The 25,066-nt window shown below is 51.0% G+C and carries 26 protein-coding genes, 1 tRNA gene and 1 pseudogene; 12 read left to right on the top strand and 16 right to left on the bottom strand.

From position 1 onward, the window contains the following. Nucleotides 1–286 precede the first annotated feature (286 nt). Together uvrB and ACTHTA_RS05230 are read left to right on the top strand one after the other, a co-directional pair. Nucleotides 287–2,314, top strand: coding sequence for an excinuclease ABC subunit UvrB (gene uvrB / locus ACTHTA_RS05225; protein ID WP_308888134.1), 2,028 nt, complete (start codon nucleotides 287–289; stop codon nucleotides 2,312–2,314). After that, the gene (locus ACTHTA_RS05230) at nucleotides 2,315–3,010 is read left to right on the top strand and encodes a hypothetical protein (protein WP_440364486.1); all 696 of its coding nucleotides are present in this window, start codon (nucleotides 2,315–2,317) and stop codon (nucleotides 3,008–3,010) included. Between the two features lie 463 nt (nucleotides 3,011–3,473). Here ACTHTA_RS05230 and ACTHTA_RS05235 read toward each other — a convergent pair whose 3' ends face one another. Then, nucleotides 3,474–3,800: a hypothetical protein gene (locus ACTHTA_RS05235; protein ID WP_308888131.1), complete on the bottom strand. Its 327-nt coding sequence runs from the start codon at nucleotides 3,798–3,800 to the stop codon at nucleotides 3,474–3,476. Nucleotides 3,801–4,778: 978 nt separating this feature from the next. On the opposite strand from ACTHTA_RS05235, the gene ACTHTA_RS05240 reads away from it, so the two are divergent. After that, entirely contained in the window at nucleotides 4,779–6,290 is a 1,512-nt protein-coding gene (locus ACTHTA_RS05240; protein WP_308888130.1) for a Fic family protein, read from the top strand. 226 nt (nucleotides 6,291–6,516) lie between these two features. Here ACTHTA_RS05240 and uvrD read toward each other — a convergent pair whose 3' ends face one another. Beyond that, a complete protein-coding gene (gene uvrD, locus ACTHTA_RS05245) occupies nucleotides 6,517–8,724 on the bottom strand; it encodes a DNA helicase II (protein ID WP_440364487.1) in 2,208 nt (735 codons plus the stop codon). A 100-nt stretch (nucleotides 8,725–8,824) separates the two neighbouring features. After that, entirely contained in the window at nucleotides 8,825–9,853 is a 1,029-nt protein-coding gene (gene gap, locus ACTHTA_RS05250; RefSeq protein WP_003682614.1) for a type I glyceraldehyde-3-phosphate dehydrogenase, read from the bottom strand. Nucleotides 9,854–10,628: 775 nt separating this feature from the next. Between gap and ACTHTA_RS05255 the strand changes: the two genes are divergently transcribed. The 3 genes from ACTHTA_RS05255 (at nucleotide 10,629) to mgtE (ending at nucleotide 13,961) form a co-directional block, all read left to right on the top strand. Continuing rightward, complete coding sequence (locus tag ACTHTA_RS05255) at nucleotides 10,629–12,164, top strand: sodium-dependent transporter (protein ID WP_440364488.1); 1,536 nt, start codon at nucleotides 10,629–10,631, stop codon at nucleotides 12,162–12,164. Further along, nucleotides 12,164–12,256 (top strand): methionine/alanine import family NSS transporter small subunit, encoded by a 93-nt coding sequence (locus ACTHTA_RS05260; RefSeq protein ID WP_036472778.1) that lies wholly within the window; start codon nucleotides 12,164–12,166, stop codon nucleotides 12,254–12,256. The genes ACTHTA_RS05255 and ACTHTA_RS05260 overlap by 1 nt, the downstream gene beginning before the upstream one ends. Before the next feature lie 232 nt (nucleotides 12,257–12,488). Beyond that, nucleotides 12,489–13,961, top strand: coding sequence for a magnesium transporter (mgtE, locus tag ACTHTA_RS05265; RefSeq protein ID WP_440375735.1), 1,473 nt, complete (start codon nucleotides 12,489–12,491; stop codon nucleotides 13,959–13,961). A gap of 149 nt (nucleotides 13,962–14,110) precedes the next feature. On the opposite strand, the gene ACTHTA_RS05270 is transcribed toward mgtE, so the two are convergent. Continuing rightward, a complete protein-coding gene (locus tag ACTHTA_RS05270) occupies nucleotides 14,111–14,377 on the bottom strand; it encodes a SemiSWEET family transporter (RefSeq protein ID WP_004518970.1) in 267 nt (88 codons plus the stop codon). Nucleotides 14,378–14,595: 218 nt separating this feature from the next. Between ACTHTA_RS05270 and ACTHTA_RS05275 the strand changes: the two are divergent. After that, nucleotides 14,596–15,125: pseudogene (locus ACTHTA_RS05275) on the top strand (IS1595 family transposase); the annotation flags it as partial. Between the two features lie 20 nt (nucleotides 15,126–15,145). On the opposite strand, the gene ACTHTA_RS05280 reads toward ACTHTA_RS05275, so the two are convergent. Continuing rightward, nucleotides 15,146–15,529 carry a hypothetical protein gene (locus ACTHTA_RS05280; RefSeq protein WP_004518967.1) on the bottom strand — a complete coding sequence of 128 codons (384 nt, stop codon included), beginning with the start codon at nucleotides 15,527–15,529 and terminating at the stop codon, nucleotides 15,146–15,148. Between the two features lie 207 nt (nucleotides 15,530–15,736). On the opposite strand from ACTHTA_RS05280, the gene thiE reads away from it, so the two are divergent. The 4 genes from thiE to ACTHTA_RS05300 are packed head-to-tail and all read left to right on the top strand — an operon-like array spanning nucleotide 15,737 to nucleotide 17,786. Then, entirely contained in the window at nucleotides 15,737–16,354 is a 618-nt protein-coding gene (gene thiE / locus ACTHTA_RS05285; RefSeq protein WP_049329750.1) for a thiamine phosphate synthase, read from the top strand. A gap of 42 nt (nucleotides 16,355–16,396) precedes the next feature. Beyond that, nucleotides 16,397–16,591, top strand: a complete 195-nt coding sequence (gene thiS / locus ACTHTA_RS05290) for a sulfur carrier protein ThiS (protein ID WP_049351218.1) — start codon at nucleotides 16,397–16,399, stop codon at nucleotides 16,589–16,591. 58 nt (nucleotides 16,592–16,649) lie between these two features. Beyond that, nucleotides 16,650–16,943 carry a YciI family protein gene (locus ACTHTA_RS05295; RefSeq protein WP_049332239.1) on the top strand — a complete coding sequence of 98 codons (294 nt, stop codon included), beginning with the start codon at nucleotides 16,650–16,652 and terminating at the stop codon, nucleotides 16,941–16,943. Nucleotides 16,944–16,997: 54 nt separating this feature from the next. Continuing rightward, a complete protein-coding gene (locus ACTHTA_RS05300; RefSeq protein WP_049332237.1) occupies nucleotides 16,998–17,786 on the top strand; it encodes a thiazole synthase in 789 nt (262 codons plus the stop codon). A 70-nt stretch (nucleotides 17,787–17,856) separates the two neighbouring features. On the opposite strand, the gene ACTHTA_RS05305 is transcribed toward ACTHTA_RS05300, so the two are convergent. The 11 genes from ACTHTA_RS05305 to ACTHTA_RS05355 form a co-directional block, all read right to left on the bottom strand. Continuing rightward, nucleotides 17,857–18,618, bottom strand: coding sequence for a uracil-DNA glycosylase family protein (locus tag ACTHTA_RS05305; RefSeq protein ID WP_137041226.1), 762 nt, complete (start codon nucleotides 18,616–18,618; stop codon nucleotides 17,857–17,859). After that, the gene (gene rimI, locus ACTHTA_RS05310) at nucleotides 18,612–19,055 is read right to left on the bottom strand and encodes a ribosomal protein S18-alanine N-acetyltransferase (RefSeq protein ID WP_137041225.1); all 444 of its coding nucleotides are present in this window, start codon (nucleotides 19,053–19,055) and stop codon (nucleotides 18,612–18,614) included. The genes ACTHTA_RS05305 and rimI overlap by 7 nt, the downstream gene beginning before the upstream one ends. Further along, nucleotides 19,052–19,726, bottom strand: coding sequence for a tRNA (adenosine(37)-N6)-threonylcarbamoyltransferase complex dimerization subunit type 1 TsaB (tsaB, locus tag ACTHTA_RS05315; RefSeq protein WP_440364516.1), 675 nt, complete (start codon nucleotides 19,724–19,726; stop codon nucleotides 19,052–19,054). The genes rimI and tsaB overlap by 4 nt, the downstream gene beginning before the upstream one ends. Nucleotides 19,727–19,888: 162 nt before the next feature. Then, nucleotides 19,889–20,563: a glutathione S-transferase family protein gene (locus ACTHTA_RS05320; protein WP_308888117.1), complete on the bottom strand. Its 675-nt coding sequence runs from the start codon at nucleotides 20,561–20,563 to the stop codon at nucleotides 19,889–19,891. Between the two features lie 8 nt (nucleotides 20,564–20,571). Then, nucleotides 20,572–20,967 carry a hypothetical protein gene (locus ACTHTA_RS05325; protein ID WP_049332227.1) on the bottom strand — a complete coding sequence of 132 codons (396 nt, stop codon included), beginning with the start codon at nucleotides 20,965–20,967 and terminating at the stop codon, nucleotides 20,572–20,574. Next, nucleotides 20,968–22,134, bottom strand: a complete 1,167-nt coding sequence (locus tag ACTHTA_RS05330) for a beta-ketoacyl-ACP synthase III (protein WP_070749770.1) — start codon at nucleotides 22,132–22,134, stop codon at nucleotides 20,968–20,970. A 19-nt stretch (nucleotides 22,135–22,153) separates the two neighbouring features. After that, nucleotides 22,154–22,399, bottom strand: a complete 246-nt coding sequence (locus ACTHTA_RS05335) for a GNAT family N-acetyltransferase (RefSeq protein WP_308888115.1) — start codon at nucleotides 22,397–22,399, stop codon at nucleotides 22,154–22,156. A gap of 114 nt (nucleotides 22,400–22,513) precedes the next feature. Further along, nucleotides 22,514–22,933, bottom strand: a complete 420-nt coding sequence (locus ACTHTA_RS05340) for a nuclear transport factor 2 family protein (protein WP_049351226.1) — start codon at nucleotides 22,931–22,933, stop codon at nucleotides 22,514–22,516. 37 nt (nucleotides 22,934–22,970) lie between these two features. Then, nucleotides 22,971–23,879 (bottom strand): dialkylrecorsinol condensing enzyme, encoded by a 909-nt coding sequence (locus ACTHTA_RS05345; RefSeq protein ID WP_308888113.1) that lies wholly within the window; start codon nucleotides 23,877–23,879, stop codon nucleotides 22,971–22,973. A gap of 102 nt (nucleotides 23,880–23,981) precedes the next feature. Next, nucleotides 23,982–24,179, bottom strand: a complete 198-nt coding sequence (locus tag ACTHTA_RS05350) for a hypothetical protein (protein WP_295861124.1) — start codon at nucleotides 24,177–24,179, stop codon at nucleotides 23,982–23,984. Nucleotides 24,180–24,188: 9 nt separating this feature from the next. Then, nucleotides 24,189–24,264: transfer RNA gene (locus tag ACTHTA_RS05355), tRNA-Phe, on the bottom strand. A 204-nt stretch (nucleotides 24,265–24,468) separates the two neighbouring features. Between ACTHTA_RS05355 and ACTHTA_RS05360 the strand changes: the two genes are divergently transcribed. Further along, the gene (locus ACTHTA_RS05360) at nucleotides 24,469–25,029 is read left to right on the top strand and encodes a hypothetical protein (protein ID WP_049351626.1); all 561 of its coding nucleotides are present in this window, start codon (nucleotides 24,469–24,471) and stop codon (nucleotides 25,027–25,029) included. Nucleotides 25,030–25,066: the final 37 nt, after the last annotated feature.

Consider the following 25,066-nt stretch of genomic DNA (forward strand, 5'->3'; position numbering starts at 1 on the left):
ATGATGCGGAGTGTAAGCCTTTTACGGGGTAGAAATCTGATCGAAAGGGAGGAAGCGGATAAAGAAAAAGGACGTGCACAGGCACGTCCTTTGGTGAATGAAGATGGATTATTCGCTCCAGCTGACCCAGCCCAGCATCCAAGTATTGTTCCTGCTAACACAACCAATCTCAGTTAGCTAAGGAAGGAGATGAAATATTTAGTCTCGTCAGATTGGCACACTATCAATTTTCAGACGGCCCTTTGTTATAATCTTCTCTTTACCTGAACATAAAACAGGCCGTCTTATGGAAGTCATACAATATCCCAATTCTCCCTTCAAACTCCACCAACCCTTCCCGCCCGCAGGCGACCAACCCACCGCCATTGCCGGCCTGCTCGAAGGGCTTTCAGACGGCCTTGCCTATCAAACCCTGCTCGGCGTAACCGGTTCGGGCAAAACCTACACCATGGCAAACGTCATCGCCCAAAGCGGCCGCCCTGCTATCATCATGGCGCACAACAAAACCCTTGCCGCCCAGCTCTACGCCGAAATGCGCGAGTTTTTCCCTGAAAACGCGGTGGAATATTTCGTCTCCTACTACGACTATTACCAGCCCGAAGCCTATGTGCCCAGCCGCGACCTGTTCATCGAAAAAGACAGCGCAATCAACGAACACATCGAGCAGATGCGCCTTTCCGCCACCAAAAACCTGATGACGCGCGACGACGTGATTATCGTCGCCACCGTGTCCGCCATTTACGGTATCGGCGACCCGACCGAATACCAACAAATGGTGTTGTCCGTCAAAGAAGGCGACACCATCGAGCAGCGCGACATCATCGCCACGCTCGTTTCCATGCAGTACGAACGCGGCGATTTGGACTTCAAACGCGGCAGCTTCCGCGTGCGCGGCGACGTGATTGACGTGTACCCCGCCGAAAGCTCCGAAAACGCCTTGCGCATCAGCTTGTTTGACGACGAAATCGACCGCCTCGATATGTTCGACCCGCTTTCAGGCAGCCTGCACCAACGCGTCGGCCGCTACACCGTCTTCCCGTCCAGCCACTACGTTACCCCGCGCGACACCGTATTGCGCGCCTGCGAGTCCATCAAAGAAGAATTGCGCGAACGCGTCGAATTTTTCGCCCGCGAACAACGCCCCGTCGAACAGCAACGCATCGAACAGCGCACCCGTTTCGACCTCGAAATGCTCTACGAAATGGGCTTCTGCAAAGGCATCGAAAACTACTCCCGCCACTTCTCCGGCAAAAAAGAAGGCGAACCGCCGCCCACGCTGATGGACTACCTGCCCGACAACGCCATCATGTTCATCGACGAAAGCCACGTTACCGTTACCCAAATCGGCGGCATGTACAAAGGCGACGCATCGCGCAAGCAAAACCTCGTCGACTACGGATTCCGCCTGCCTTCCGCCCGCGACAACCGCCCGCTCAAATTCCACGAATTTGAAAAAGTCATGCCGCAAACCATCTTCGTTTCCGCCACCCCCGCCAAATACGAAGAAGAACACGCCGGACAAGTGGTCGAACAAGTCGTCCGCCCCACAGGGCTGGTCGATCCCCAAATCATCATCCGCCCCGTCACCACCCAAGTCGACGATTTAATGAGCGAAATCAACGACCGCATCCAAAAAGGCGAGCGCGTACTCGTTACCACCCTCACCAAACGCATGGCGGAGCAACTCACCGACTATTACAGCGAACTCGGCATCAAAGTACGCTACCTGCACAGCGACATTGACACTGTCGAGCGCGTTGAAATCATTAGAGATTTGCGGCTCGGACTGTTTGACGTACTCGTCGGCATCAACCTGTTGCGCGAAGGTTTGGACATCCCCGAAGTCTCCCTCGTCGCCATCCTCGACGCCGACAAAGAAGGCTTCCTGCGCTCCCACCGCAGCCTGATTCAAACCATAGGCCGCGCCGCGCGCAACGTGAACGGCGTCGCCATCCTGTACGCCGACAAAATCACCGACTCCATGAAAGCCGCCATCGACGAAACCGAACGCCGCCGCGAAAAACAGATTAAATTCAACGAAGAACACGGCATCGTGCCGCAACAGATTAAAAAACAGGTCAAAGACATCATCGACGGCGTGTACCACGAAGAAGATAGCGGCAAAGGTCGTCTGAAAGGCAAAAACAAAGTTAAAGTCGGAGAGATTCACAACGAAGAAGATGCGATTAAAGAAATCGCCAAATTGGAAAAAGCCATGCAGCAGGCGGCTCGGGATTTGCAGTTTGAAGAGGCAGCGGTGTTGCGGGATAGAATTCGGGGGATTAAGGAAAATCTGCTTTTTGGGAGTGAATAAATGAATAAATTCTTAGAAAATCAAAGTATTCCACAATTATACATAGGTAAACAAAGTCACTTAGGCTTTGTGAATTCTGCTGATATGTTGAATTTGCCATCAAGCACACCTTTTGGAAATTTGTGTTTAAAGTATATGAAAATACTTCAAACTATGTCTTATATAAATGAAAAATTAGTTTTAATTTTTCTTGAAGATATTAATATTCGTACAAACAGAAGTTTTATTAAGTTTTCATATTTAATAAGTATTGAAGAGGTTGTTTTTCTATTAAGACGGATCACAGATGAAATAATTGCACTCCTATGGCTTCTTGGCGAATGGGTAAAATCTGGCCAGTGCCCAACGAAATTGTCTATTGATTGTATTGGTTCTGCTTTAAATAACAAAGAAATATTGTCCAATTATCTTTTAGATTATGAGAAATTTCTTGATGATTTAAATCATATATCAAATGCACAAAAACATTCTTTCATTAACTCTGATCTAAATTTGATAGGTTATGATGAACCTGTTATAAACGCTTTACGACTGGATAGAAATAATCTGAAAAATTTTGATATTCAAAATTGGGAAAAGAATCATTATAGTATTTCTGTTAGATATTTAATTAAAACATTTAATGCACTATTTAATGACATGAAAATGAATATAGAACATTTAAACAGTCAGCTGAAAATTAACAGCAAGCGGTAGCCTGCATGTGTAGGGGGACGGCACGCACGCATTGTCGGAATCTTTTCAACTCTATATCAAATCCCCACGTATAAAATGAAAAGCAAGCGTAGCAACTGTATTTTTACCCGACGGGGTGAAAAATACAGTTGCTACCAAACTGCTTCTGGTCGGTTGGTTTGCCCCGTTCCGCCCAAGGCAGAGAATGATGGTGAACCTAAAGCCTAATCATTAATCCCCAAAAGAAAAAGGCCGTCTGAAAACCCATTTAAGTTTCAGACGGCCTTATATTTTGGCAGATATACATTTTAGCCTGATTGCCGATAAATTCAGCGTTTAGCTTAATTTGTAAAAATCAGGCCGGTACACGCAGCCTATTAGCGAAGGTGGATGATAGCCTTTTGCTTCTTCCGAACCGTCGAAAGGTACGACCACGCCGTCTTCGTAGGTGACGTATGCTTTGTATTTAACGGAAACATCGCCTTTAGGATTGAGCGCAAGCCGTAAATTCGCCCGCTTCCATGCGGCCTTTGTAAGTAATGCTGACGATATTGCCCTCAGCATTTTTTTCAGTCGTATAAGTCCAACCCGGCATAGGATAAACAAACAACAATTTAACGCCTTCAGCAACAACCATTTTCACTTTAGTCACCGCTTTGCCGCGATTGGTAGGCACATTCAGGCGGAAATGGTCTGATTTTCCTGCAATACTGTCCACACCGTTGGCGTAATTGCGAATAGTCACGTGTGCCTGAGCATCCATCATAAATGCGGACAAGGCTAAAGCTGAAAACAATAGTTTCATTTTCATTAGGGAATCTCCGTTGTAAGAATAAATAAAAATCTCACCGTTGAAGGCTTGCCCGAATCCTAGCAGAGAATGTCCATCAAAGGAGCATATGTTCGCCTTTATTGCGCCAACAAGGGAACAAGCCGAATACACCCATTAAGGTCGTCTGAAAAACAGATTTAGGCTTTCAGACGACCTTTCGAATAATTTGCTTGAACCACTATTCAGCAGCTTTTTGAATCTTGACCCACACCACCTCAAACGCCCGCCTTGCTCCCCCATTGCCGTTACTCCCATTCCTATCGACGCAAGGAAAATACGCAAAAATCCATAAGTTAGAAATTGCAGCAGCCTTGAAATATTCCCGAAATGCCAAGGTCCGGATTCCCGCCTGCGCGAGAATGACGGCGGCAGATTAAACAATCGAACCCGATCGGCAAGACAGTATCGACGCGCTGCCACACCGTAGCGTGGGCTTTGCCCACGAAAGCCGTTTGAAAAACCTTGAACCAAAAAATAGCTATAAAACCGAACGGACAAGGACTATTTCAAAGCAAAGGTCGTCTGAAAACGGACAGCCAGTTTCGCTAAAACGTTTTCAGACGACCTTTCGGGTAACAACTGTTTCTTGGCTAATTCCCCATAGATTTCTTGCCGGACAAATCGGCAATCTTATTTAACAAATCAAGCACCTTCTCCGTTCCCGAATCATTGTCCCACTGTTTGTCTGCCGATGAATTGTCAGACAGGTATTGGCTATTGAGCAGGCGGAAATCCTTTTCTCTAAATTGTTAGCTCATGACGTCTATATCAATGAAGGTACATTACAGTTTTCTAAAAGAGCGAGAGGTGTACAGATTAATAGCATTAGGGACGGTAGAGAGAAAGAAAGTGGGGATTATTAAGATTGGAAAAACAGCTTAAAACAAGACAGATCGCCTGAAAAGAGATAAACTCACGCAAAATGTTGAAAATTGCGTGAGTTTGAGAGGGTTGATAATGAAAGTAACCAAACCGCCGAAAGTAGAAGAGATTTTGATTGAACATGCATGGGATACGGTCCTAAATTTTGTAGAACAGTTTTTACCAGATACAAAACAACAATCTCTCCCATTGAAAGATACGAATATTAGTGCAGATAATTCTGAAATTGAAATAGAAACATCAACCCTTATTCCCAATGAACAATCTAAAAAAATTGAACTCCGTATACCGGAAAAACAAACATGGAACGATCTTAAGAAGTTATATACAGAATGTTATGACCTGATAACTACCCATAAAACTACAGATGAAAAAGGCCGCTATCTGTATTGGGATAAAATCAAACACAAATATGGCAAACAGGCGGAAATGGTTTGGGCAGCAACTAAAATTAACCGTTTGGCAGGAAAGAAAAAGATTACGGATTTTCAAAATCACGAATTCAGTTTCTGCGTGCCCGACACTATGCAATCACTATTGCATTTTATTGATAAGACCTGCGGCAGCCATATGATGCTTTCAGACGGCTTCAAGCTTCCTGAAGCTGATAAAAAAACCTTGATGATGGAAGAATCGATTACATCGGCGCAATTGGAAGGAGCAGTCACGACTAGGAAAGTTGCCAAAGCCTTATTGCATTCAAAGCGGCAAAAACCAAAAGACAAACATGAAAAAATGATTGTGAATAACTACAGGCTGATGCAAAAGGTTGTCGAGTTGAAAAACGAGCCGTTAAGTATCGACCTGATTTTATCCCTGCACCGTATTGCAACCGAGGAAGCCATCGAAAACCAAGCCGTTTCCGGAGCGTTCCGTCAGACGGACGATATTCATATCGCCGATTATGATAGAAACCTTGTTTATCAGCCTCCAAAATGTTCCGAAGTACCGCAACTGATGGAAACATTGTGCCGTTTTGCCAATACCAACCATGATGGTATTGAAAATTCTCTGTTTATTCATCCGGTTGTTAAAGCCGTTATGCTGCATTTCCTGACGGGGTATATCCACCCGTTCGGCGATGGGAACGGCCGTACCGCACGCGCCTTGTTTTATTGGTTTATGCTGAAAAACGGTTACGGCTTGTTTGAATATATTTCCATCAGTCGATTGTTGAACCAAGCTCCGTCCAAATATGCCAAATCTTATCTTTATACTGAATATGATGATTTGGATATGACATATTTTATTTACTACCAACTGGATGTTATCAAGCGTGCCATTTTGGATTTGCAGGCTTATGTGGAACGGGAATCGGCCAAACTGAAAAACTTTACCGCCGAAATTGCACAATTTGCAGAAAGGCATCAACTGAACAGCCGCCAAATTGAAATCTTGCAAACTGCCGTCCAAGACAAGGGACGGACTTTCAAGGTCAAAGACACCGCCGCACAATTCGATGTTGCCGAAAACACTGCGCGTACAGATTTAAACCGATTGGCGGCCCTGAAGTTGTTGGGGCGTCTTAAAGACGGAAACGCCATTCATTTTGTTGCATTGGGTGATTTGAAGGAAAGATTGAGGTAAATAAAGAGTAAGCAGGTAGGTTGTACACGAATGTTCAACCTACCTCGCAAACTGACGGCAGATGAATTTTCAGACGACCTACATCTCTATTTGCCCCGTCGATGTACATCGTAGCGTGGGTTTCGCCCACAATAATGACGGCTAAAAGAAGTCGTCTGAAATTTTGTTTTTGATTCTTGGGCAAAGCCCATTCTACGGGTTTCAGACGACCTCTGCCATCTCCCTTCTACATCTCTTCCAATTTCGCAAACTTGGTATCCAACTCTTTTACACCCTGTTTGCCGAAGTTGATGGTCAGTCGGGCGGATTCGCCTTTGTCCACGGCATCGATGATGACGCCGGTGCCGAATTTGGCGTGGCGGACGTTTTGGCCGATGCGGAAGCCTGCGTAGGTTTGCGGCTGTTTGAAGTCGTCGATGATTTTGTCTTTGGGCGCGGCGGTTTGGCGCGGGCTGCCGTAGCTGTCGTAGGCGGTCTTTTTGACGGACAGGTAATGCAATACTTCGGGTGGGATTTCTTCGACGAAGCGGGAGACGATGCCGAATTGGGTTTGTCCGTGCAGCATTCTTTGCTGCGCCATGGTGATGTAGAGGCGTTTGCGGGCGCGGGTGATGGCGACGTACATGAGGCGGCGTTCTTCTTCGAGGCCGCCGCGTTCGGCAAGGCTCATTTCGCTGGGGAAGCGGCCTTCTTCCATGCCGGTGAGGAAGACGGCGTTGAATTCCAGGCCTTTGGCGGCATGGACGGTCATGAGTTGGACGGCTTTTTCGCCTGCGCCTGCTTGGTTTTCGCCGGATTCGAGGGCGGCGTTGCTTAGGAAGGCGAGGATGGGGAAGGCGGGGTCGTCTGAAATGTTGTCGGGCAGGATTTCGAAGTTGCTGTCTTCGGGTTTGAACTCGATGGCGGCGTTGACCAGTTCGTCGAGGTTGTCGAGGCGGTCTTGGTTGTCGCCTTTTTGGGTTTTGTAGTGTTCGGTCAGGCCGCTGTCTTTGAGGATGCCGACGATGATTTCGGACAGGGGCATTTGTCCGACTTGGTTGCGCAGGGCTTCAATCAGGCGGACGAAGGCGGCGATTTTGGTGGCTTTTGCGCCGGCATTGCAGGCAGCCTGCCAGAGGGTGATGCCTTGTTCGTTTGAGGCCGTCTGAAGGTTTTCGATGGTGCGTGCGCCGATGCCGCGCGGCGGGAAGTTAATCACGCGCAAGAGGGCGTTGTCGTCGTCTGGATTGACGGCAAGGCGCAGGTAGGCGAGCGCGTGTTTGATTTCTTGGCGTTCGTAAAAGCGCAGGCCTCCGTAGATTTTGTAGGGAATGCCGCTGCGGAACAGGCTTTGTTCGATGACGCGCGATTGGGCGTTGCTGCGGTAGAGGACGGCGATTTCGTCCAAATTCCAGCCTTCGCGTTCGAGGGCTTTGGTTTCGTCAACGATGAACTGGGCTTCTTCGAGGTCGGTAAAGGCGGAGTAGTAGCGGATTTTGTCGCCTGCTTCGGCATCGGTGCGCAGGTTTTTGCCGAGGCGTTCGTCGTTGTTTTCGATCACGGCGTTGGCGGCGGCGAGGATGTTGCCGACGGAGCGGTAGTTTTGTTCGAGTTTGACGGGCGCGTCGATGTGGAACTCTTCCATCAGCGCGGTCATGTTGCCGACGTGCGCGCCGCGGAAACGGTAGATGCTTTGGTCGTCGTCGCCGACGGCAAATACCGCCGCGTTGCCGCCCGCCATGAGTTTGAGCCAGGCGTATTGCAGTTTGTTGGTGTCTTGGAACTCGTCGACTAGGATGTGGTTGAAGCGGTTTTGGTAGTGCTGGCGCAGGATTTCGTTGCTTTGCAGCATTTCGTAGCTGCGGAGCATGAGTTCGGCGAAATCGACCACGCCTTCGCGTTGGCAGATTTTGTCGTACTCGGCGTAGCATTCAATCATGCGGCTTGTGTGCGGGTCGGGCGCGCTCAACACGGAAGCGCGCAAACCGGATTCTTTTTGCGCGTTGATAAAGCCTTGCAGCGAACGCGGTGCGATGATTTCTTCAGAGATGTTGAGGCTTTTGAGCAGGCGTTTGATGAGGGAAAGCTGGTCGCCGCTGTCGAGGATTTGAAAGGAAGACGGCAGGCCGGCATCGCGGTGGTGCAGCCGTAGAAAACGGTGGCAGAGACCGTGGAACGTGCCGAGCCACATGGCGCGGACGTTGACGGGAATCATTGCGCCCAAACGTGTCTGCATTTCTTTGGCGGCTTTGTTGGTAAACGTTACCGCCATAATGCTGTGTACGCTGGCTTGTCCGCTTTGCAACAGCCAGGCGATGCGCGTGGTCAGTACGCGCGTTTTGCCGCTGCCCGCGCCTGCCAAGACGAGGGCAGATTGCGGCGGCCAGGTTACGGCGGAGAGTTGTTCGGGGTTTAAGCCTTGCAGGAGGTTGGGGGCGGATTCGTTGGGAAACATGAAGAGGCCGTCTGAAAAGAAATGGGAATGCAATATTTTAAAGGAAATACAAAAGGCCGTCTGAAAAGATGTTTCAGACGGCCTTTGTGTTGGAAGCCGATTAGAACGGACGTACTTCCAAACCGAACATACGGCGTGCGGTGTTCAGCATTTGGCAGCTGAAGCCCCACTCGTTGTCGTACCATGCGAACACTTTAACCATTTTGCCTGCGGTGACTTTGGTCAGCGTAGAGTCAAATGTGCTGGCTTGGGTAGTGTGGTTGAAGTCCATGGAAACCAGTGGCAGGGTATTGTAGGCCAATACGCCTTTCAGACGGCCTTCTTCGGAAGCGGCTTTCATCAGCGCGTTGATTTCTTCGGCAGAAGTGTCGCGGCCTGCTTGGAAGCTCAGGTCAACCAGGGAAACGTTGACGGTCGGTACGCGGATGGCGAGGCCGTCGAGTTTGCCTTTCAGGTCCGGCAATACCAAACCGACGGCTTTTGCAGCACCGGTTTTGGTCGGAATCATGTTTTCCACGCCGCTACGCGCACGGCGCAGGTCTTTGTGGCGTACGTCGGTTACGGTTTGGTCGTTGGTCAGCGCGTGGATGGTGGTCATCACGCCGTTTACGATACCGATGTTTTCGTTCAACACTTTGGCAACAGGTGCCAGGCAGTTGGTGGTACAAGACGCGTTGGAGATAACGGTCATGTCGTCGGTAATCACGTCGTCGTTTACGCCGTAAACGATGGTTGCGTCAACGTCATCGCCGCCGGGAGCGGAAATCAGCACTTTTTTCGCGCCGCTTTCCAAGTGGATTTTGGCTTTCTCTTTGCTGGTGAACGCACCGGTACATTCCATTACCAGGTCAACGCCCAATTCGCCCCATGGCAATTCGGCTGGGTTGCGGGTAGAGAAGTAAGGGATTTTTTTACCGTCGATGATGAGGTGTTTCTCATCGTGGGAAACTTCAGAGTTGAAGCGGCCGTGAACAGTGTCGAATTTGGTCAGGTGAGCATTGGTCTCGATGCTGCCGCTGGCATTGATGGCAACGATGTCGAGTTGGTCTTGCAGTTTGTAGTCAAAAATAGCGCGCACTACTTGGCGGCCAATACGGCCGTAGCCGTTGATGGCAACTTTGATACCCATGGCTTTTCCTCTTCTTTTGGGTTTGGGTTATGGAGCGAATGGTGGCAATTATAGCAAAATTGTAGTGTTGTGTAATTAATGTTTTATTGAAATTTTTAGGTTCGATTATTTTTGATTGTAGATGATTAGAGTAGGAATATGGGTTTGAATTTATTGTTATTGTATATTTTTTGAAATTTTATTTTTTATTAATTCTGTTTTTAGTGTTTTATGCTCGTTTTAAATCATGGTAATGAAGAAAACGGGAAGAGGCGGATTGTTTTTGTTTATATTAAACAGAATTTGAGTGTGGCTTTTGATTACAACATACAACAGTGTAATTTTCAGACGGCCCGGGTTTGATGGAGCAAAAGTAAAAGGCCGTCTGAACATTTTTGATGACGTGGGATTTAAATGCCTTGGATTCCCGATTTTCCTTGCCGGATAAGGGGAAGGCGGTTTTTAGCAAAGGGAAAATGGTCGGAGCAAGGGAGGGGAAAATGGGGGGATTTGGCTGTGTTCGGGTGTTATATAAATAAGTGTATGAAGTTTTTAGTCGTAGTGTATGAAGATTTTGCTGTGATTTAAATTCAATACTGACTTGCCAACAGTGTTAAATTTTTTTACGATAAGGTCAGATTATGTTTGCATGGTCATAAGCGGTGCATTCTCTATATCGGATATTATCCTTGTCCGAATATCTACTTTAACCGACCGGCTTGTCCGGCCTGATTCCTAAATATATACGCGCAAGGCTGAACGGCCTTGGCGACACTCGACTTTTAAGAGGTTCATCGTGTCAAATTCTCAATCCAGCGAACGCGCGACGTTTAGCAGTCGCCGCGCCTTTATGTTTGCTGCCATCGGCTCGGCCGTGGGCTTAGGCAACATTTGGCGATTCCCTTACATCGCTTTCGACAACGGCGGCGGTGCTTTCATCCTCCCTTACTTGGTTGCGCTGTTGACGGCAGGTATTCCACTGTTGCTGCTCGACTATGCCATCGGCCACCGTTACCGCGGCTCGCCACCTTTGGCTTTCCGCCGCCTCGGCCGTTTGTTTGAGCCGATGGGTTGGTGGAACTTCCTGACCAACGTCATCATCTGTATCTACTACGCCGTGATTGTCGGCTGGGCGGCAAGCTATGCCTATTATTCGTTGACTTCGGCATGGGGTGCGGATCCGCAGACCTTCTTCTTCAAAGACTTCCTGCAAATGGCCGATGCCAAAGACTTGGGTTTGGATTTTGTCGGCAAAGTTGCCGGCCCGCTGATTGCCGTCTGGGTGTTTACGCTGGTGATTATGGCTTTGGGCGTACAAAAAGGTGTGGCCGGTGCATCCACATTCTTCATGCCTTTGTTGGTGGTGATGTTTGTCATCATGGTGGGCATTGCCCTGACTCTGCCGGGTGCGGCAAAAGGTTTGGACGCTTTGTTTACGCCTGACTGGAGCCGTTTGGCAGATCCGAAAGTCTGGGTAGCCGCATATGGCCAGATTTTCTTCTCGCTCTCCATCTGCTTCGGCATTATGATTACTTATTCTTCTTACCTGAAGAAAAAAACCGACTTGGGCGGCACAGGCTTGGTTGTCGGCTTTGCCAACAGCAGCTTTGAGTTGCTCGCCGGTATCGGCGTATTCGCAGCATTGGGCTTTATGGCGCACGCGGCAGGCAAGGAAGTCAGCGAAGTGGCATCCAGCGGTATCGGCTTGGCGTTTATCGCGTTCCCGACCATCATCAACCAAGCCCCTATGGGCGCGTTGATCGGCGTGTTGTTCTTTGGCTCGCTGGTGTTTGCCGGTGTAACTTCCATGATTTCCATCGTTGAAGTGATTGTGGCCGCGATTCAAGACAAAATGAACATCGGCCGTGTCAGCGCGACTCTGATTGCAGGCGTGCCAATGGCGATTATTTCTACCTTGCTGTTCGGTACGACCACCGGCCTGCCTGTGTTGGACGTATTGGACAAATTCATCAATACTTACGGCATTGTGGCTTCCGGTTTTGTTTATGTTTTGGCGATTGTCCTGTTGCACAAGCTGCCGGAACTGCGCAACCACTTGAACGCACTGTCTTCCATCCGTGTCGGCAAAGTGTGGACTGCCAGCGTGGTGGTTACCGTCGCTATGCTCGGCTATATGCTTTATCAAGATACCGCCGGCCTCTTAAAAGAGAATTACAGCGGCTATCCTGACAGCTTCCTCAATATCTTCGGTTGGGGTATGGTGGGCGCTCTCTTGGTATTGTCTGTCCTGCTGTCGTTCTTGCCGTGGAAACATGGTCAGAACTTCAACGTCAAAGACGAACATGAACACGAACGTGAAGGAGACGAATAATGAGTACTTCAGCCATTATTATGATGCTTGTCGCATTGATCGTCATTTGGGGCGGATTCATCGTCTCTGTCCTGCGCCTGCCTAAAGAATAAGGTTTGAGCAAATGAAAAGGCCGTCTGAAACTTAAATTTCAGACGGCCTTTCCTGTTAAAAATGGTAAAACGGCCTAAAAAAGAGTAGAATATGCACCGTTTACAACTCTGTGCCTCTCAGTAGGCTTGAATTATGGACCTTCCCAGTTCGCCTTTGAACTTCCCATCTGATACACAACAACAATAATCATCCCGCCGAAATGCCTTCCCGCGTCCGGCGGGCGGAGCATTTATGAGCATCGAACAAACCCCTCCGAATCTCGACAATACCCCCGACAATGATGTGGTAGAAGACCGCATTTCTGACGATCGCATCTCTGACGATATCGACCGCATCCACGCCTTATGCGAAGTCCTCGAGCCGGCCTTTGAACAAATCGAAGCCGGAGTGCCGATTGAAGACGAAAGCCTGCGCGACAAGTTTACCGAGCTGACCGTCCTCTTGGCCGAATTGCACCCTGCCGACGTGGCCGCCGTCTTGGAATCCCTGCCGCCGCGCGAGCGTAACATCGTTTGGCTTTTGGTCGCCCCTGAAGACGACGGCGAAGTCTTGCTGGAAGTATCCGACTCCGTGCGCGAAATGCTGATCGAGTCCATGGACAAAGACGAGTTGTTGGCCGCCGTCGATGATTTGGACGCAGACGAATTGGCAGAACTGGCAGACGACCTGCCGCACCAAGTGGTGTACGAAGCGCTGCAAACGCGTGATGAAGAAGAACGCGAGCAGGTCAAAGCGGCGATGTCTTACGCAGACAACCAAGTCGGCGCGATTATGGACTTTGAATTGGTCAGCATCCGCGCCGATGTGGCGTGTGAAGTCGTATTGCGCTACTTACGCCGTTTCGACAGCCTGCCCGACCATACCGACAAGATTTTCGTGGTTGATGAAAACGACGTGTTGCAAGGCGTGCTGCCCATCCGCAAACTTTTGGTTGCCGATCCCGAAGACTTGGTGGCAGACGTGATGGCGACCGAAGTCGTGCGCTTCCGTCCGGAAGACGACGTAGAAGAAGCGGCGCAGGCGTTTGAACGTTATGACTTGGTGACCGCGCCGGTTGTCGATGAAAACAAAAAGCTGATCGGCAGGATCACCATTGACGAAATGGTGGACGTGATCCGTGAAGAATCCGAAGCCGACATGTTTAACATGGCCGGTTTGCAAGAAGAAGAGGACTTGTTCGCCCCGATTTGGGACTCGGTGAAAAACCGCTGGATGTGGCTTGCCATCAACCTGTGTACCGCCTTTATCGCCAGCCGCGTAATTGGCGCATTTGAAGGCAGTATCGAGAAAATCGTCGCACTGGCTGCGCTGATGCCCATCGTCGCCGGCATCGGCGGCAACTCCGGCAACCAAACCATCACCATGATCGTCCGCGCCATGGCAATGGGACAAATGACCAGTACGCAGGCAGGCCGCCTGCTGAAAAAAGAAGTCGGCGTCGCCCTCGTCAACGGCATTATTTGGGGCACGGTAATGGGCGTGATTTCATGGCTGCTCTACGGCAACATCGGCATCGGTTTGGTCATGGTGGCCGCGATGACCTTGAACCTTTTGCTGGCCGCGACCGTCGGCGTCCTCATTCCCGTCATGATGGACAAAGCCGGACGCGACCCGGCATTGGGCAGCTCGGTGCTGATTACCGCGGTTACCGACTCCGGCGGCTTCCTGATTTTCTTGGGATTAGCAACCATGTTCCTGTTGTAATAGGAAAAAAAAGACGTGTTCGATACGTCCTTTTCAAACCGTTTAAAAGGCCGTCTGAAATTTCAATTTTCAGACGGCCTTTGCTGTTTTTTAAAGCTTTACATCATGAGGGCGTTTAGTTTTGGGGCTGACGTAGATTAGCCCCTTGTTTAAAGCGAAGTCAGAAAAGTCAGAAATCCCAATATCACGCCGACTGCGTTGGGTATAATCAGAATCCAGTCTTTCCGGGGTTCTTTGCTCCAACCGTACAAAACCCAAATCAGACAGGATACTGCTGCAAACAGGGGTTGCCACGGCTGCGCCTTTGCCCCTTGCATATTGGCGATAATTTGGGGGATATAGGCGACAAATACGAAAATACCTATTGCCGCTCCTATGCTGCCGACAACGGTATTGAATTTTGCTTTGCTTATCATGCTGGTAAGTCTCCTTTTAATATGAAAATCGAGGCGGTAGATAATATGGGCAGGCTGACTCAGCCGAGGGAACAGCCGCAGCCGCAATGATGTTCGTGGCCTTGGCCATGTTCGTCCGAATCTTCGGCAAGCAGGGCTTCGTAGTCGCCGCTTTCAATCAGGCTGACCAGTTCTGCCGGACTTTCCGCGCCTTCTACCTAGTCGCAGGATAAATAACTCTATTCTACCGCAAAATATGTATGTCATCATCCATCATTTGGCCTTGGCTGCCGATGAGGTTTTCGAGGGCTCTGTCGAGCTGGACGAAAGCTATTTCGGCGGACAGCGTAAAGGCAGACGTGGTCGAGGTGCGGCAGGAAAAGTGGTTGTCTTCGGCATTCTGAAACGCAACGGACGGGTCTATACCGTTGTGGTGGATAATGCCAAGTCTGAAACGTTATTCCCTGTCATCAAAAAGAAAATCATGCCGGACAGCATTGTTTACACGGATAGCCTGAGCAGCTATGATAAGTTGGACGTGAGCGGTTTTATCCATTACCGCATCAACCATTCCAAGGAATTTGTCGACCGTCAGAACCACATTAACGGCATTGAGAATTTTTGGAATCAGGCAAAACGTTTCTTGCGAAAATACAACGGAATCGATCGCAAATCTTTCCCGCTGTTCTTGAAAGAATGCGAATTTCGATTTAACTTCGGCACACCGTCTCAACAGCTTAAAATCCTGCGAGATTGGTGTGGAATTTAGGGCTAATCTACGTCAGCCCCTTAGTTTTTGATGACGTTTACGGCGTAATGGGCAGTAGTGTTACGGCGGGCTTGGGCGCGCATCATATAGACCTGCACTTTATATTTGCCCGATTGGGTAGCGATACCGTCAAATTTATCGCCTTGTGCCGAACCGTTAAATACGGCTTCATCGTCTTTGGGTGCCCATACGTTGAAATAGGCGTTAGGGCTGCCGGTTTTACTGATGCGCAGGCGGTCGCCCTTGCGTACGGAGAACAAATGCTCGGCGGTTTGATAGCCGGTGATTTTGCCGGAAAAACGCTGCTTGGTTTGTTTGTGTGCCGAAGCTGGTTTTGAAGCTTCCGCTTTAGGCGTGGCGGCATTTGAATAAGTGGTAAACAGTAAGGGAAGGGCGGCTAACAAGAGAAATTTTTTTCATGGGTTGGGTCTCCGAATGTGGGGCGCCAATATGGCACTCATTTTGATAACCCATCAGTATGTTCATATTTTTATAAAGCCAAAGCCGAATAGGGCAATATTCATTTTTTCAATCAGGCCGTCTGAAAACAAATATTATTCAGACGGCCTTTTCTGATAATATAACAACGAATTATTCCTTTCGGAGCCGTTATGACCTTCCCGCCACTCAAATCTCCCCTGAAATTTTACGCCGTTGTTCCTACTGCTGACTGGGTCGAGCGCATGGTCAAAGCAGGTGCCGACACGGTGCAACTGCGCTGTAAAATCCTGCATGGCGACGAGTTGAAACGCGAAATCGAACGTTGCGTCGTAGCCTGTCAAAACAGTGCAACCCAGCTTTTCATCAACGACCACTGGCGCGAAGCGATTGCCGCAGGTGCATACGGCGTGCATCTCGGGCAGGAAGACATGGACACTGCCGACCTAGCCGCGATTGAAGCTGCCGGTTTGCGCTTGGGCTTGAGTACGCACTCTGTTGCCGAACTCGATCGCGCCTTGTCCGTACAACCTAGCTACGTCGCCAGCGGTGCGATTTTCCCGACCACGACCAAGCAAATGCCGACCGCCCCGCAAGGTTTGGACAAACTGCGCGAATACGTCAGACAGGCACGCGGCACGCCCGTCGTCGCCATCGGCGGCATCGATTTGAACAACGCCGAAGATGTGCTTGCCACCGGCGTTTCCTCACTTGCCGTCGTCCGCGCCGTGACCGAAGCGGAAAATCCCGAAGCGGTGGTTAAAGCGTTTCAGGCTTTGTGGGATGAATAAGGCCGTCTGAAAATAAGAAGTCTGACAAGAGGAGCAAACATCATGAAGATTATATTGAACAATGAAACCATCACATTAAACGGCACAACCGTTGCCGACCTTATCGCCCAAACTTCGCCGCCAAAACCGTTTGCCGTTGCCGTCAATACCCAGTTTGTCGCCAAAGGCACGTATGCGGAAACGGTTTTGAACGAAAACGATAAAGTGGACATTGTGCGCCCGGTAGTCGGCGGATAAGCGGTTTTACTGCGCGTATAGCTGCGCTATTGGTTTAATGCTGAGAAAAGGAAAAGAGATGTTTATCGTATCGTTGGAATATATGAAAGAATTGGCTGCGGTTGAAACCTACCTGGCCGAGCATATCGCGTATCTCGAACGGTATTATCAAGCAGGTGTATTTGTGATGTCTGGACGCAAACAGCCGCGGACAGGCGGCGTTATCCTGATGAAAGCATCAGGCAGGGAACAGGTGGAAAAGTTAATTGCAGAAGACCCGTTTCACCGAGAAGGCGTAGCGAAATACACGATTACCGAGTTTATTCCGACCAAGGTCGCCGAAGGACTTGAAAATTATTTGGAAACTATCTAAACCGATTTTTCAGAAGGCTATTGCCCCAAAAATAATATTACAAAGGAATCCATCATGTTTACCCTATACGGAGAAACTTTCCCTTCACGGCTGCTGCTCGGTACGGCTGCTTATCCGACGCCGGAAATCCTCAAGCAGTCTGTCCAAATCGCGCAACCGGCGATGATTACCGTTTCATTGCGTCGTGCCGGCAGCGGCGGCGAAGCGCACGGGCAGGGTTTTTGGTCGTTGTTGGAGGAAATGGGCGTGCCTGTGTTGCCCAATACCGCAGGCTGTCAAAGCGTGCAAGAAGCTGTGACCACTGCGCAAATGGCGCGTGAAGTGTTTGATACTGATTGGATCAAGCTCGAGCTCATCGGCGATGATGACACGTTGCAGCCCGATGTATTCCAACTGGTCGAAGCGGCGGAAATCCTGATTAAAGACGGCTTCAAAGTGCTGCCTTATTGCACCGAGGATTTGATTGCCTGCCGCCGACTGCTTGACGCAGGCTGTCAGGCGTTGATGCCGTGGGCGGCACCGATTGGCACGGGTCTGGGCGCGGTTCATGCTTATGCGCTGAAAGTCCTGCGCGAACGCCTGCCCGACACGCCGTTGATTATTGATGCGGGTTTGGGTTTGCCTTCGCAGGCGGCGCAAGTGATGGAATGGGGCTTTGACGGTGTGCTGCTGAATACCGCCGTTTCCCGCAGCGGCGATCCGGTCAATATGGCACGCGCTTTTGCGCTTGCGGTCGAGTCGGGCCGTCTGGCTTATGAGGCGGAACCTGTGGAGGCGCGTGAGAAAGCGCGCGCCAGTACGCCGACGGTGGGTCAGCCTTTCTGGCATTCGGCAGAATATTGATAAACATTAGGGCGTGTCGAACACGCCCTTTTTTGTTGGTGAAAACTTGATTTCAGGTTGAACAGAATGTTCAGACGGCCTTGGCCAAAAGCTGTCTCAATGGCTTTAAGATTTGCCATGCCTGCGCTTTGAGTTGCGGCTGCATCAGCAGGCGGGCGGGATGGGGAATGACGAAATGCGGCCGCTCTGCGCACAATTCGTTCATCAACCCGATCATGTCGGGGCTGTCAAAGATTTTGCCGAGAAATAAGACTGCGCGCGCTTGCGAAGCGGTCAGCTCGTTTTGCATTTCGGCAAGCTCGGAGCGGATGTGTTCGGCATCGGGCAGGGCGGTAAACACAGGCGCGGTTTTAACCCATGCGGTTTTATGCGCTTGCTCGGGCTTGAGGCCGATGGCGGCGAGGATATTATCGAGAAGCATGCCGACGTCGCCGCTAAACAGCGTACCGTGCAGGCTGTCTTCGGTGGACGGGCAAATGCTGACCACCATAATTTCAGACGACCTGATGGTTACGTCAAGACGGGGCAGATTGTCTGAATGCGCGGCTTTTTCTGTTTTTGCCGTTGTTTCGGCAATGGCTTTGGGTGCTGCTTCGGGAACGCGGACAGCAGGTTTAGCCGTTTGCGCAGTGGCAATGGCGGCAGTGCGTGCTTGATGTGCACCAGCCGATAAAGTACGCACGGCTTGCGCGGTATCGGCAGCAATGGCTTTGGGGCGGACGGGTGCGGCTGCGGCTTGAGGTGCGGCATGGATGATTTTGGCGTTTTGGTTCAGCCACATCGGGCCCAAGCCCAAGGCTTCGTGCAGGTGCAGGTAGCGGCTGCTTAACATGATTTCTCCATCAATACGGCGTCTTCGCTGCCACCGTCGGGCAGGGCGTAGTAGTTTTTGCGGCGGCCGCAGGTTTGGAAGCCGTGTTTGCGGTAGAGCTGTTGCGCGGTTTCATTGCTTGCGCGGACTTCGAGCAGCAATCGGGTTGCGCCTTGCTGTTGCACTGCGTTTTGCCAGTGTTGCAACAGGACGGACGCAATGCCTTGGCGGCGGTATTCGGGCGCGACGGCAATCAGGTGCAGCTCGGATTCGTCAAACACGGTTTGCCACACGATAAAGCCGGTAATTTGGTGGTCTGCCTGGCTGAGCCAAACGCTGTCAGGATGGTGTTGAACGGCTGATTCAAACTGCTGCGCCGTCCACGGCGAAGGATTGCCTTGGGCGTCGATGGCGGCAAGGGTGGGGCAGTCGGCAAGTACGGCTGGACGCAGGTTCACGGTTTGGCCTTTTGTTGGGCTTGCTCTTGCGCGGTCAGGGCAATTTTATTGCGGACGTAGAGCAGCTCGGCGTGTGCCGCGTCAGTAGCAACATAGCGGCCGCTGCGGGCAAGTTTAAGATAGTCGGTGGCGGTCGGCATATCGGCTTGACCGTCAAAAGGCGGTTTGTCGGCGAGGGCAAAGGCGTTACCGATGCCGCCGCTAGGCGTTTTGCCTTCGGGCGCGGTAATGGCGGCGGCTTTGCCAACCGTGTAATCGCTCAAGCGGACGTGGTTTTGCGTATCAAACCATGCGTAGAACACTTCGCCCATGCGCGCATCGGTGGCCGCCAGTACGCAACTGGATGGCGGCAGCAGCGAAGCGGCGGCATCGAGGCAGGGAATGCCGATCATGGGCGTGTCAAACGGCGTGGCCAAACCTTGTGCAACCGCCGCGCCGATACGCAGGCCGGTAAATGCGCCGGGGCCTTGTGCATAGACGATGTAGCCCAAATCGGCGGCAGTGATGCCCGCTTCTTTAAAGAGGCGTTCGATTTGCGGCAGGATTTGTTCGGATTGCTTGGTGCCGACGTTTTCGTGAAACAGGCGGACTTCGCCTTGATGTTCCAATGCGATGGACAGAAAGGATGTGCTGGTGTCGATGGCAAGAGTCGGGCGGTTATCGGTTGGCATGGTGTTATTTTTTAGAAGGATATGGGTTGCCATTATAGTGGAACGGCGAGGGGGAACAAAGCACTCGGGCGGCACTTGGGTAAAAACGCCGTTTGCTGCAAAGCTATTCGATAAGTGAACCAAGGTTTCAGGCCGTCTGAAAACGTTTCAGACGGCCTTGTTTTATTTGTCGAGTTTCAATAAAGGCGAACCTGCTTTTTCAACGGCGCGGCGGTAGGCTTCATGCGCTTCGATGCGCTGCAAATAGGCGCGGATATTGGGGTAGTCGGCAAAGTCGAAGCGGTCGGCCGCGGCTTGTAGCGGATAGCTCATCATGATGTCGGCACCGCTGAGGCTGTTGCCGACCAACCATTCGCGGTTTTCCAACTCGCTGTCAATGTGGGCAAGATGCAGCGCGGCTTGCGGATGAATAAAGCTGCTTTTGACGCTGCCGCTGATTTTGCGGGCAATCGGTTTGACGAAAAACGGCATGGGCGCGCTTTCAATCCGGCGGAACACCAATCCGAGTAGTAATAACGGCATCAGCGAACCTTCGGCATAATGCAGCCAGCGTTGATATTGCCAGTATTCGCGGCTGCCGCGTTCGGGCATCAGACGGCCGTTGCCGTAGGTTTGAATCAGATAGTCGGTAATCGCGCCGCTTTCCGCCAAGATAAAGCCGTCATCATCCAATAAAGGCGATTTACCCAAGGGATGGATGGCTTTGAGTTCGTCAGGGGCGAGCAAAGTGTCGGGATGACGGCAGTAGGTTTGCAGGCGGTAAGGCGTACCGAGGATTTCAAGCAGCCAAACAATGCGCAGGGCGCGGGATTGGTCGAGCGAATGCAGGGTAATCATGAGGTGCTTTAGATATCGGTTTGTTTGAGGCCGTCTATGCTGATTTGGCAGGCATCGGCGTATTTTTGCAGGGTTTTGGCCGGTAGTTTGGCGAACACTTCGGGACGGAAATGCCGGCGCAGCTGCCATTTCCATACGCCTGCCGCCATGGCCAAGCCAGTTTCATCATAACGGCAGCGGAACATATGGTAGTACAGCGGCGAATATTCGCCTTTTTCGACGGCTTCGCGCGCGGCCTGCGTTTGGGCATCGAGTTCGCACACCGCCATTTCGGTGGCGTAGGCTTCGTCCTGCCAACCGTTGCTGGTGGCCGCTTCGTAGTGGCCGTCGCGGGTGCCGTAGATGACTTTACGGTGGCCGTGGTAGCTGGCGCTGTTGTCTTGAGGGATGTCGTCAATCTTCATTCAGACGGCCTTTACTGCTTCCAAAAGCATGAAACATGTTGAAAAACGGCCGCTTTCCGGAACGTAACACAGGATTTTTTGGCCGTGTTCGATGGGGAAAGTGCGCAAAAATTCTTCAAGGATGATGTAAATCGAGGCCGAACCCGTGTTGCCCTTGCTGTGCAGATTGGTAAACCATTTTTCCTGCGGAATGTCGAAGCCGATATTTTTCAGGCCGTCTGAAAGGCGGTCGCGGAAAAAGCCGGAAGAGTAGTGTGGCAGGAACCAATCGATTTCTTCGGCGCGGATGCCGTGTTTGGCGGCGATTTGGGAGAGGGGTTTTTCCACTGTATAGCGGACGATATTTTCGTTCAGCAGTTTGACGTCTTGTTTGACCGCCATCAGGCTGTGGCGGCGGCCGTAATCGGCATCGGCGTGTTTCCAGCCTTCAAATACGCCGTCGCGGAATTCTGCGCCGGCATACATGCAGGGCGGCATTTCGTTGGCGTAGGAAAGCAGGTCTATCCAATGGATTTTCAGGCTGAGGCCGTCTGAATTGGGGCGGTCGGACAGATACACCGCGCCTGCGCCGTCAGACAGCATCCAGCGCAAAAAGTCTTTTTCAAACCCGATTTCGGGGGACGCGTTTTCCAGTTTTTTATGGTCGGTTTCGCTTTGGAACACTTCGCCGCGCATGACCGCCGAGGCGTTTTCGGAAGCAACGGAAACTGCATGTGCGTGTTCGCCGGTGCGCACAGCGTTGTAGGCGTGTTTCATCGCCGCCATACCTGCCGCGCATACGCCTGCCATGCTGAACACTTCGCAAGGCGGCATATCCAGCAAACCATGCACCATCACGCCGTGTCCGGGCATGGTTTGGTCGGGATAGGAAGTGGCGCACGCTAGGCTGCCGATGGCTTCTGCGGGAACGCCTTGGGCAAATAAGCCATTGACCGCTTCGGCAGCCAACTCGGCATTGGTATGCGTCGTGCGGCGGCTTTCGGGGTCGATGGCGTAATGGCGCGACAAAATGCCGTTGGAACGCAAAATCATACGGCGCACGCGTGATGGTACATCGCCTGCCATGCCGAGGACGGCTTCCATTTCGTCATTGCCGACGGGGGCATTGGGCAAGAAGGCAGAAACGCGGTTGAGATAAACGTCTTTGAGTGTGTTATTCGATGTCATGATGTGGTTGTCAAAATAATCAACCGATAAACCGTGCCGCGTAGTCGCAGCTTGCAGTCAACGGGATGTGGTGTGTTTCGGCGTATTCCATCAGTGCGTCCACCAGCAGTTTGGCAATGCCGCAATGACGGAAGTTGGGCGAGACCTCGGTATGGTTTATGTCCCAGCCGCCGTTGTGTTCGGTATAGCTGATGTAGCCTGCTTCCAAACCGTCAATATCGATTTGAAAGCGACGGCGTTCGGGGTAGTGGATAACTTCGGGCATGGAGTGCTTTCTGTATTTGAGGCCGTCTGAAAAGCAAGACTGTCGTCGGCCGTTGCTCAAAACATTTTGGTCGTTTTCAGACGGCCTCTGCCAACGTCTGTGCGGCTTCCGGCGTCAAGCCTTAACCGCTTTGGCGAGTGCCGAAGCTGTCAGCATCTGCGTGCCGAACCAGCCCCAATAAATGCGGTGGTGCTTGATTTTGCCGCCTTCCAGTCGCATCACTTCCAAAATATCCACCTGATCGCCGTCGGGCGTCTGGCGCGGGTATTCCCACACCAGCGTATCGCCCGCAACGAAATAGCGGCCGTCCCGATACCAGCGCACCAAATCGTTGGGACGGCGGCGCGTACCTTCCTGTAAAAAACGCAGGATTTCGGCCTTGCCGCACAGGATGCCGCTGTCGGTATTCATAATTGCGGGCACCAGCGGGCTTTCAAATACGGCGTCGTCGGCATACAGCGCAATCAGCGCGTCGGTGTCGCGGTTTTTGGCATATTCGTGCCAGTCGCGGTAAATGCGTTCAAAATCGTCCATATACAGTCTCCTTACAGGTTGCCGCCCGCAATCCGATTCATCCGCCGGAAGGTTGGCCGTAATAATCCGCCAGTTTTTTCAGACGGCCTTTGAGCAGCGGATGCAGCAGTTTTTTCAAAATCACGCTGACAGGTAAAACCACCAAAATCATCGCCAATAAAAATACGATGTAAAAGCACAACAAGGCACGGCGCAAGAGCGGAGAAATACGGCCTGCCGCCATCAAAAGCTTGCCCCAGACGAAGAAGCTGCGACCGGCGGCGCGTTCGCTGAAAATCAGTTTTTCATTGACTGTCACTGCGCCCATGTTTTGAAACAGGGTTTCGTCCAAAGGTTGTTGGTTCAATAGTGTATCGCGCAATTTCGTACCAAACCGCGCCGCATCCGCCAATTCTTCTTCAGCAATGCCGGCGGAGGGCAGGGAGCGGAAATAGCGCTTGTCGCCGGTCAGCATCCATGCGGGCGTGGTAATGAAACTTGCCGCGCTGTTGCAGGCATCGATTTTTACGATGTTGCCGATGAGTTTGGCGCCGTTTTGTTTCAGCAAAGATTTCATTTTTTCCTGTGCGCCTAGCCACATATTGCGGCAGCCGATAAGCGTGATCACTGGTTTGCCGTCCAGCAGCCGGCGCGTTTCTTCGCGTTGCAAAAAGGCAGTCATCGGTTGCGAAGGAGAGAGGAACCAAACGGTGTAGGCAATGACCACCACATCGTAATCTTCGGATGGAATTTGCGGCGGCAGAATCGGGGCAGGTTTTAAATGGACGGTTTCCGGAAAGGTATCGAAAAAACGCCAAAACGGCCATGGAAACGGAAATGCCTGCTCCGGTAAGATATTGACGCAATCGACCTGTACGCCGGCTGTTTGCAACGGCGCGGCAAAATTCTGCGCCAGGCTGGAGAGCTGCCCCGTTTGCGAGTAATGCACAATCAGCACTTTTTTCATTATCTTCCCTGCAATGAGTAAGTTATGGTTGGTTTGGACGGTATTATATAGTAAACCGACCTGCCTTGAACTTTATTCATATTCAGTATGTTTGCGAAGGTTTCAGCCGGTTTGGATGGAAGCGCCGTATTCTGTCGGAATGGGGCGGTGAAGCGGATTTTTATGCCATGCCAACATGAACAACGGCCGTCTGAAATTTTTCAGACGGCCTTGTGTGGAAATCGGGACGCATGGTCTGGAACGGGATTTGCGCTTAAAGCATACGTTCAAATCGTATAGATAAAAAAATAACCGCTTCAAGGCGGTTGGTGGTGGCCAGAGGCGGAATCGAACCGCCGACACACGGATTTTCAATCCGTTGCTCTACCAACTGAGCTATCTGGCCTTCGCATGTTTCGTTGCGAGATGTGAATTAAACCAAATTTCGTTGCCTTGTGCAAGCGTTTGTAGGCTTTATTTTTGAGGTGGTAAATTAAGATTTTGTTTTGTATTGAATTATTTTTCGTTTTAATCGGCGGTTTTTAGGTTTGCCGGTTTGATTTTCAGACGGCCTAAGATACAATCAGCTTTTTTGCTTTGGATTTATGCCATGCTGTATGTGTTTGTTCGTGATATGTGGGATGTTTTGCGTTTGCGCTATCGTTCGCCGGAGACGTATTTGTATTCGCCTTTGGTAATGGCGGCGGTGTTGCTGCTGTTGGGTGTGGTGAACGCGGCCAGCATGTCGCCTTTGTTTGGCAGTGGCGCGGCGGCGGTGTGCCTGTCGGTGATTTTGGTGATTGTGAAATGGTTGGTGTTGAGCCGCTCGATGCGCAAGGTGCTGCATTATTACGGTGCGCCCCGACTGCCTTTGTGGGGCTTTATTTTGGTGTCTGAGGCTTTGCTGCTGCCGCTGTTGCTGGTGTTGTATGTGCCGGCGTTGGCTGCGTTTGCGCTGTTGTGGCAAGCTTGGGTTTTTGTGGTGCAGGTGCGCGGTTTGATGTGGATGGGGAATGCGACGGTAGGCCGTGTTTTGGTGGGCTATCTGTTGTATGGTATCGGCGTGCTGTGTGTGGGTACGGTGATTTTGATGCTGTTTATTGCCGCCGGTTGGTTGGACATGGAAACGTTGAATCAAAACCTGCAGGCGTTGATGTCTGCCCGTAAATAATCAATGAAAATTGGAAGGCCGTCTGAAATGTTCAGAC

The sequence above is a fragment of the Neisseria sp. P0013.S005 genome (genome assembly GCF_051958425.1).
GTDB classification, from domain to species: Bacteria; Pseudomonadota; Gammaproteobacteria; order Burkholderiales; family Neisseriaceae; genus Neisseria; species Neisseria subflava.

Bases quoted from the DNA above. Each gene is read 5' to 3' on its own strand.
- ACTHTA_RS05295 (WP_049332239.1), top strand. From the start codon at position 16,650: ATGTTTATCGTATCGTTGGAATATATGAAAGAATTGGCTGCGGTTGAA.
- mgtE (WP_440375735.1), top strand. From the start codon at position 12,489: ATGAGCATCGAACAAACCCCTCCGAATCTCGACAATACCCCCGACAAT.
- ACTHTA_RS05320 (WP_308888117.1), bottom strand. From the start codon at position 20,563: ATGATTACCCTGCATTCGCTCGACCAATCCCGCGCCCTGCGCATTGTT.
- ACTHTA_RS05325 (WP_049332227.1), bottom strand. From the start codon at position 20,967: ATGAAGATTGACGACATCCCTCAAGACAACAGCGCCAGCTACCACGGC.
- ACTHTA_RS05230 (WP_440364486.1), top strand. From the start codon at position 2,315: ATGAATAAATTCTTAGAAAATCAAAGTATTCCACAATTATACATAGGT.
- thiS (WP_049351218.1), top strand. From the start codon at position 16,397: ATGAAGATTATATTGAACAATGAAACCATCACATTAAACGGCACAACC.
- uvrD (WP_440364487.1), bottom strand. From the start codon at position 8,724: ATGTTTCCCAACGAATCCGCCCCCAACCTCCTGCAAGGCTTAAACCCC.
- ACTHTA_RS05360 (WP_049351626.1), top strand. From the start codon at position 24,469: ATGCTGTATGTGTTTGTTCGTGATATGTGGGATGTTTTGCGTTTGCGC.
- ACTHTA_RS05335 (WP_308888115.1), bottom strand. From the start codon at position 22,399: ATGCCCGAAGTTATCCACTACCCCGAACGCCGTCGCTTTCAAATCGAT.
- thiE (WP_049329750.1), top strand. From the start codon at position 15,737: ATGACCTTCCCGCCACTCAAATCTCCCCTGAAATTTTACGCCGTTGTT.
- ACTHTA_RS05260 (WP_036472778.1), top strand. From the start codon at position 12,164: ATGAGTACTTCAGCCATTATTATGATGCTTGTCGCATTGATCGTCATT.
- uvrB (WP_308888134.1), top strand. From the start codon at position 287: ATGGAAGTCATACAATATCCCAATTCTCCCTTCAAACTCCACCAACCC.
- ACTHTA_RS05330 (WP_070749770.1), bottom strand. From the start codon at position 22,134: ATGACATCGAATAACACACTCAAAGACGTTTATCTCAACCGCGTTTCT.
- ACTHTA_RS05305 (WP_137041226.1), bottom strand. From the start codon at position 18,618: ATGTTAAGCAGCCGCTACCTGCACCTGCACGAAGCCTTGGGCTTGGGC.
- ACTHTA_RS05340 (WP_049351226.1), bottom strand. From the start codon at position 22,933: ATGGACGATTTTGAACGCATTTACCGCGACTGGCACGAATATGCCAAA.
- ACTHTA_RS05345 (WP_308888113.1), bottom strand. From the start codon at position 23,879: ATGAAAAAAGTGCTGATTGTGCATTACTCGCAAACGGGGCAGCTCTCC.
- ACTHTA_RS05300 (WP_049332237.1), top strand. From the start codon at position 16,998: ATGTTTACCCTATACGGAGAAACTTTCCCTTCACGGCTGCTGCTCGGT.
- gap (WP_003682614.1), bottom strand. From the start codon at position 9,853: ATGGGTATCAAAGTTGCCATCAACGGCTACGGCCGTATTGGCCGCCAA.
- ACTHTA_RS05240 (WP_308888130.1), top strand. From the start codon at position 4,779: ATGAAAGTAACCAAACCGCCGAAAGTAGAAGAGATTTTGATTGAACAT.
- ACTHTA_RS05235 (WP_308888131.1), bottom strand. From the start codon at position 3,800: ATGAAAATGAAACTATTGTTTTCAGCTTTAGCCTTGTCCGCATTTATG.
- ACTHTA_RS05270 (WP_004518970.1), bottom strand. From the start codon at position 14,377: ATGATAAGCAAAGCAAAATTCAATACCGTTGTCGGCAGCATAGGAGCG.
- tsaB (WP_440364516.1), bottom strand. From the start codon at position 19,726: ATGCCAACCGATAACCGCCCGACTCTTGCCATCGACACCAGCACATCC.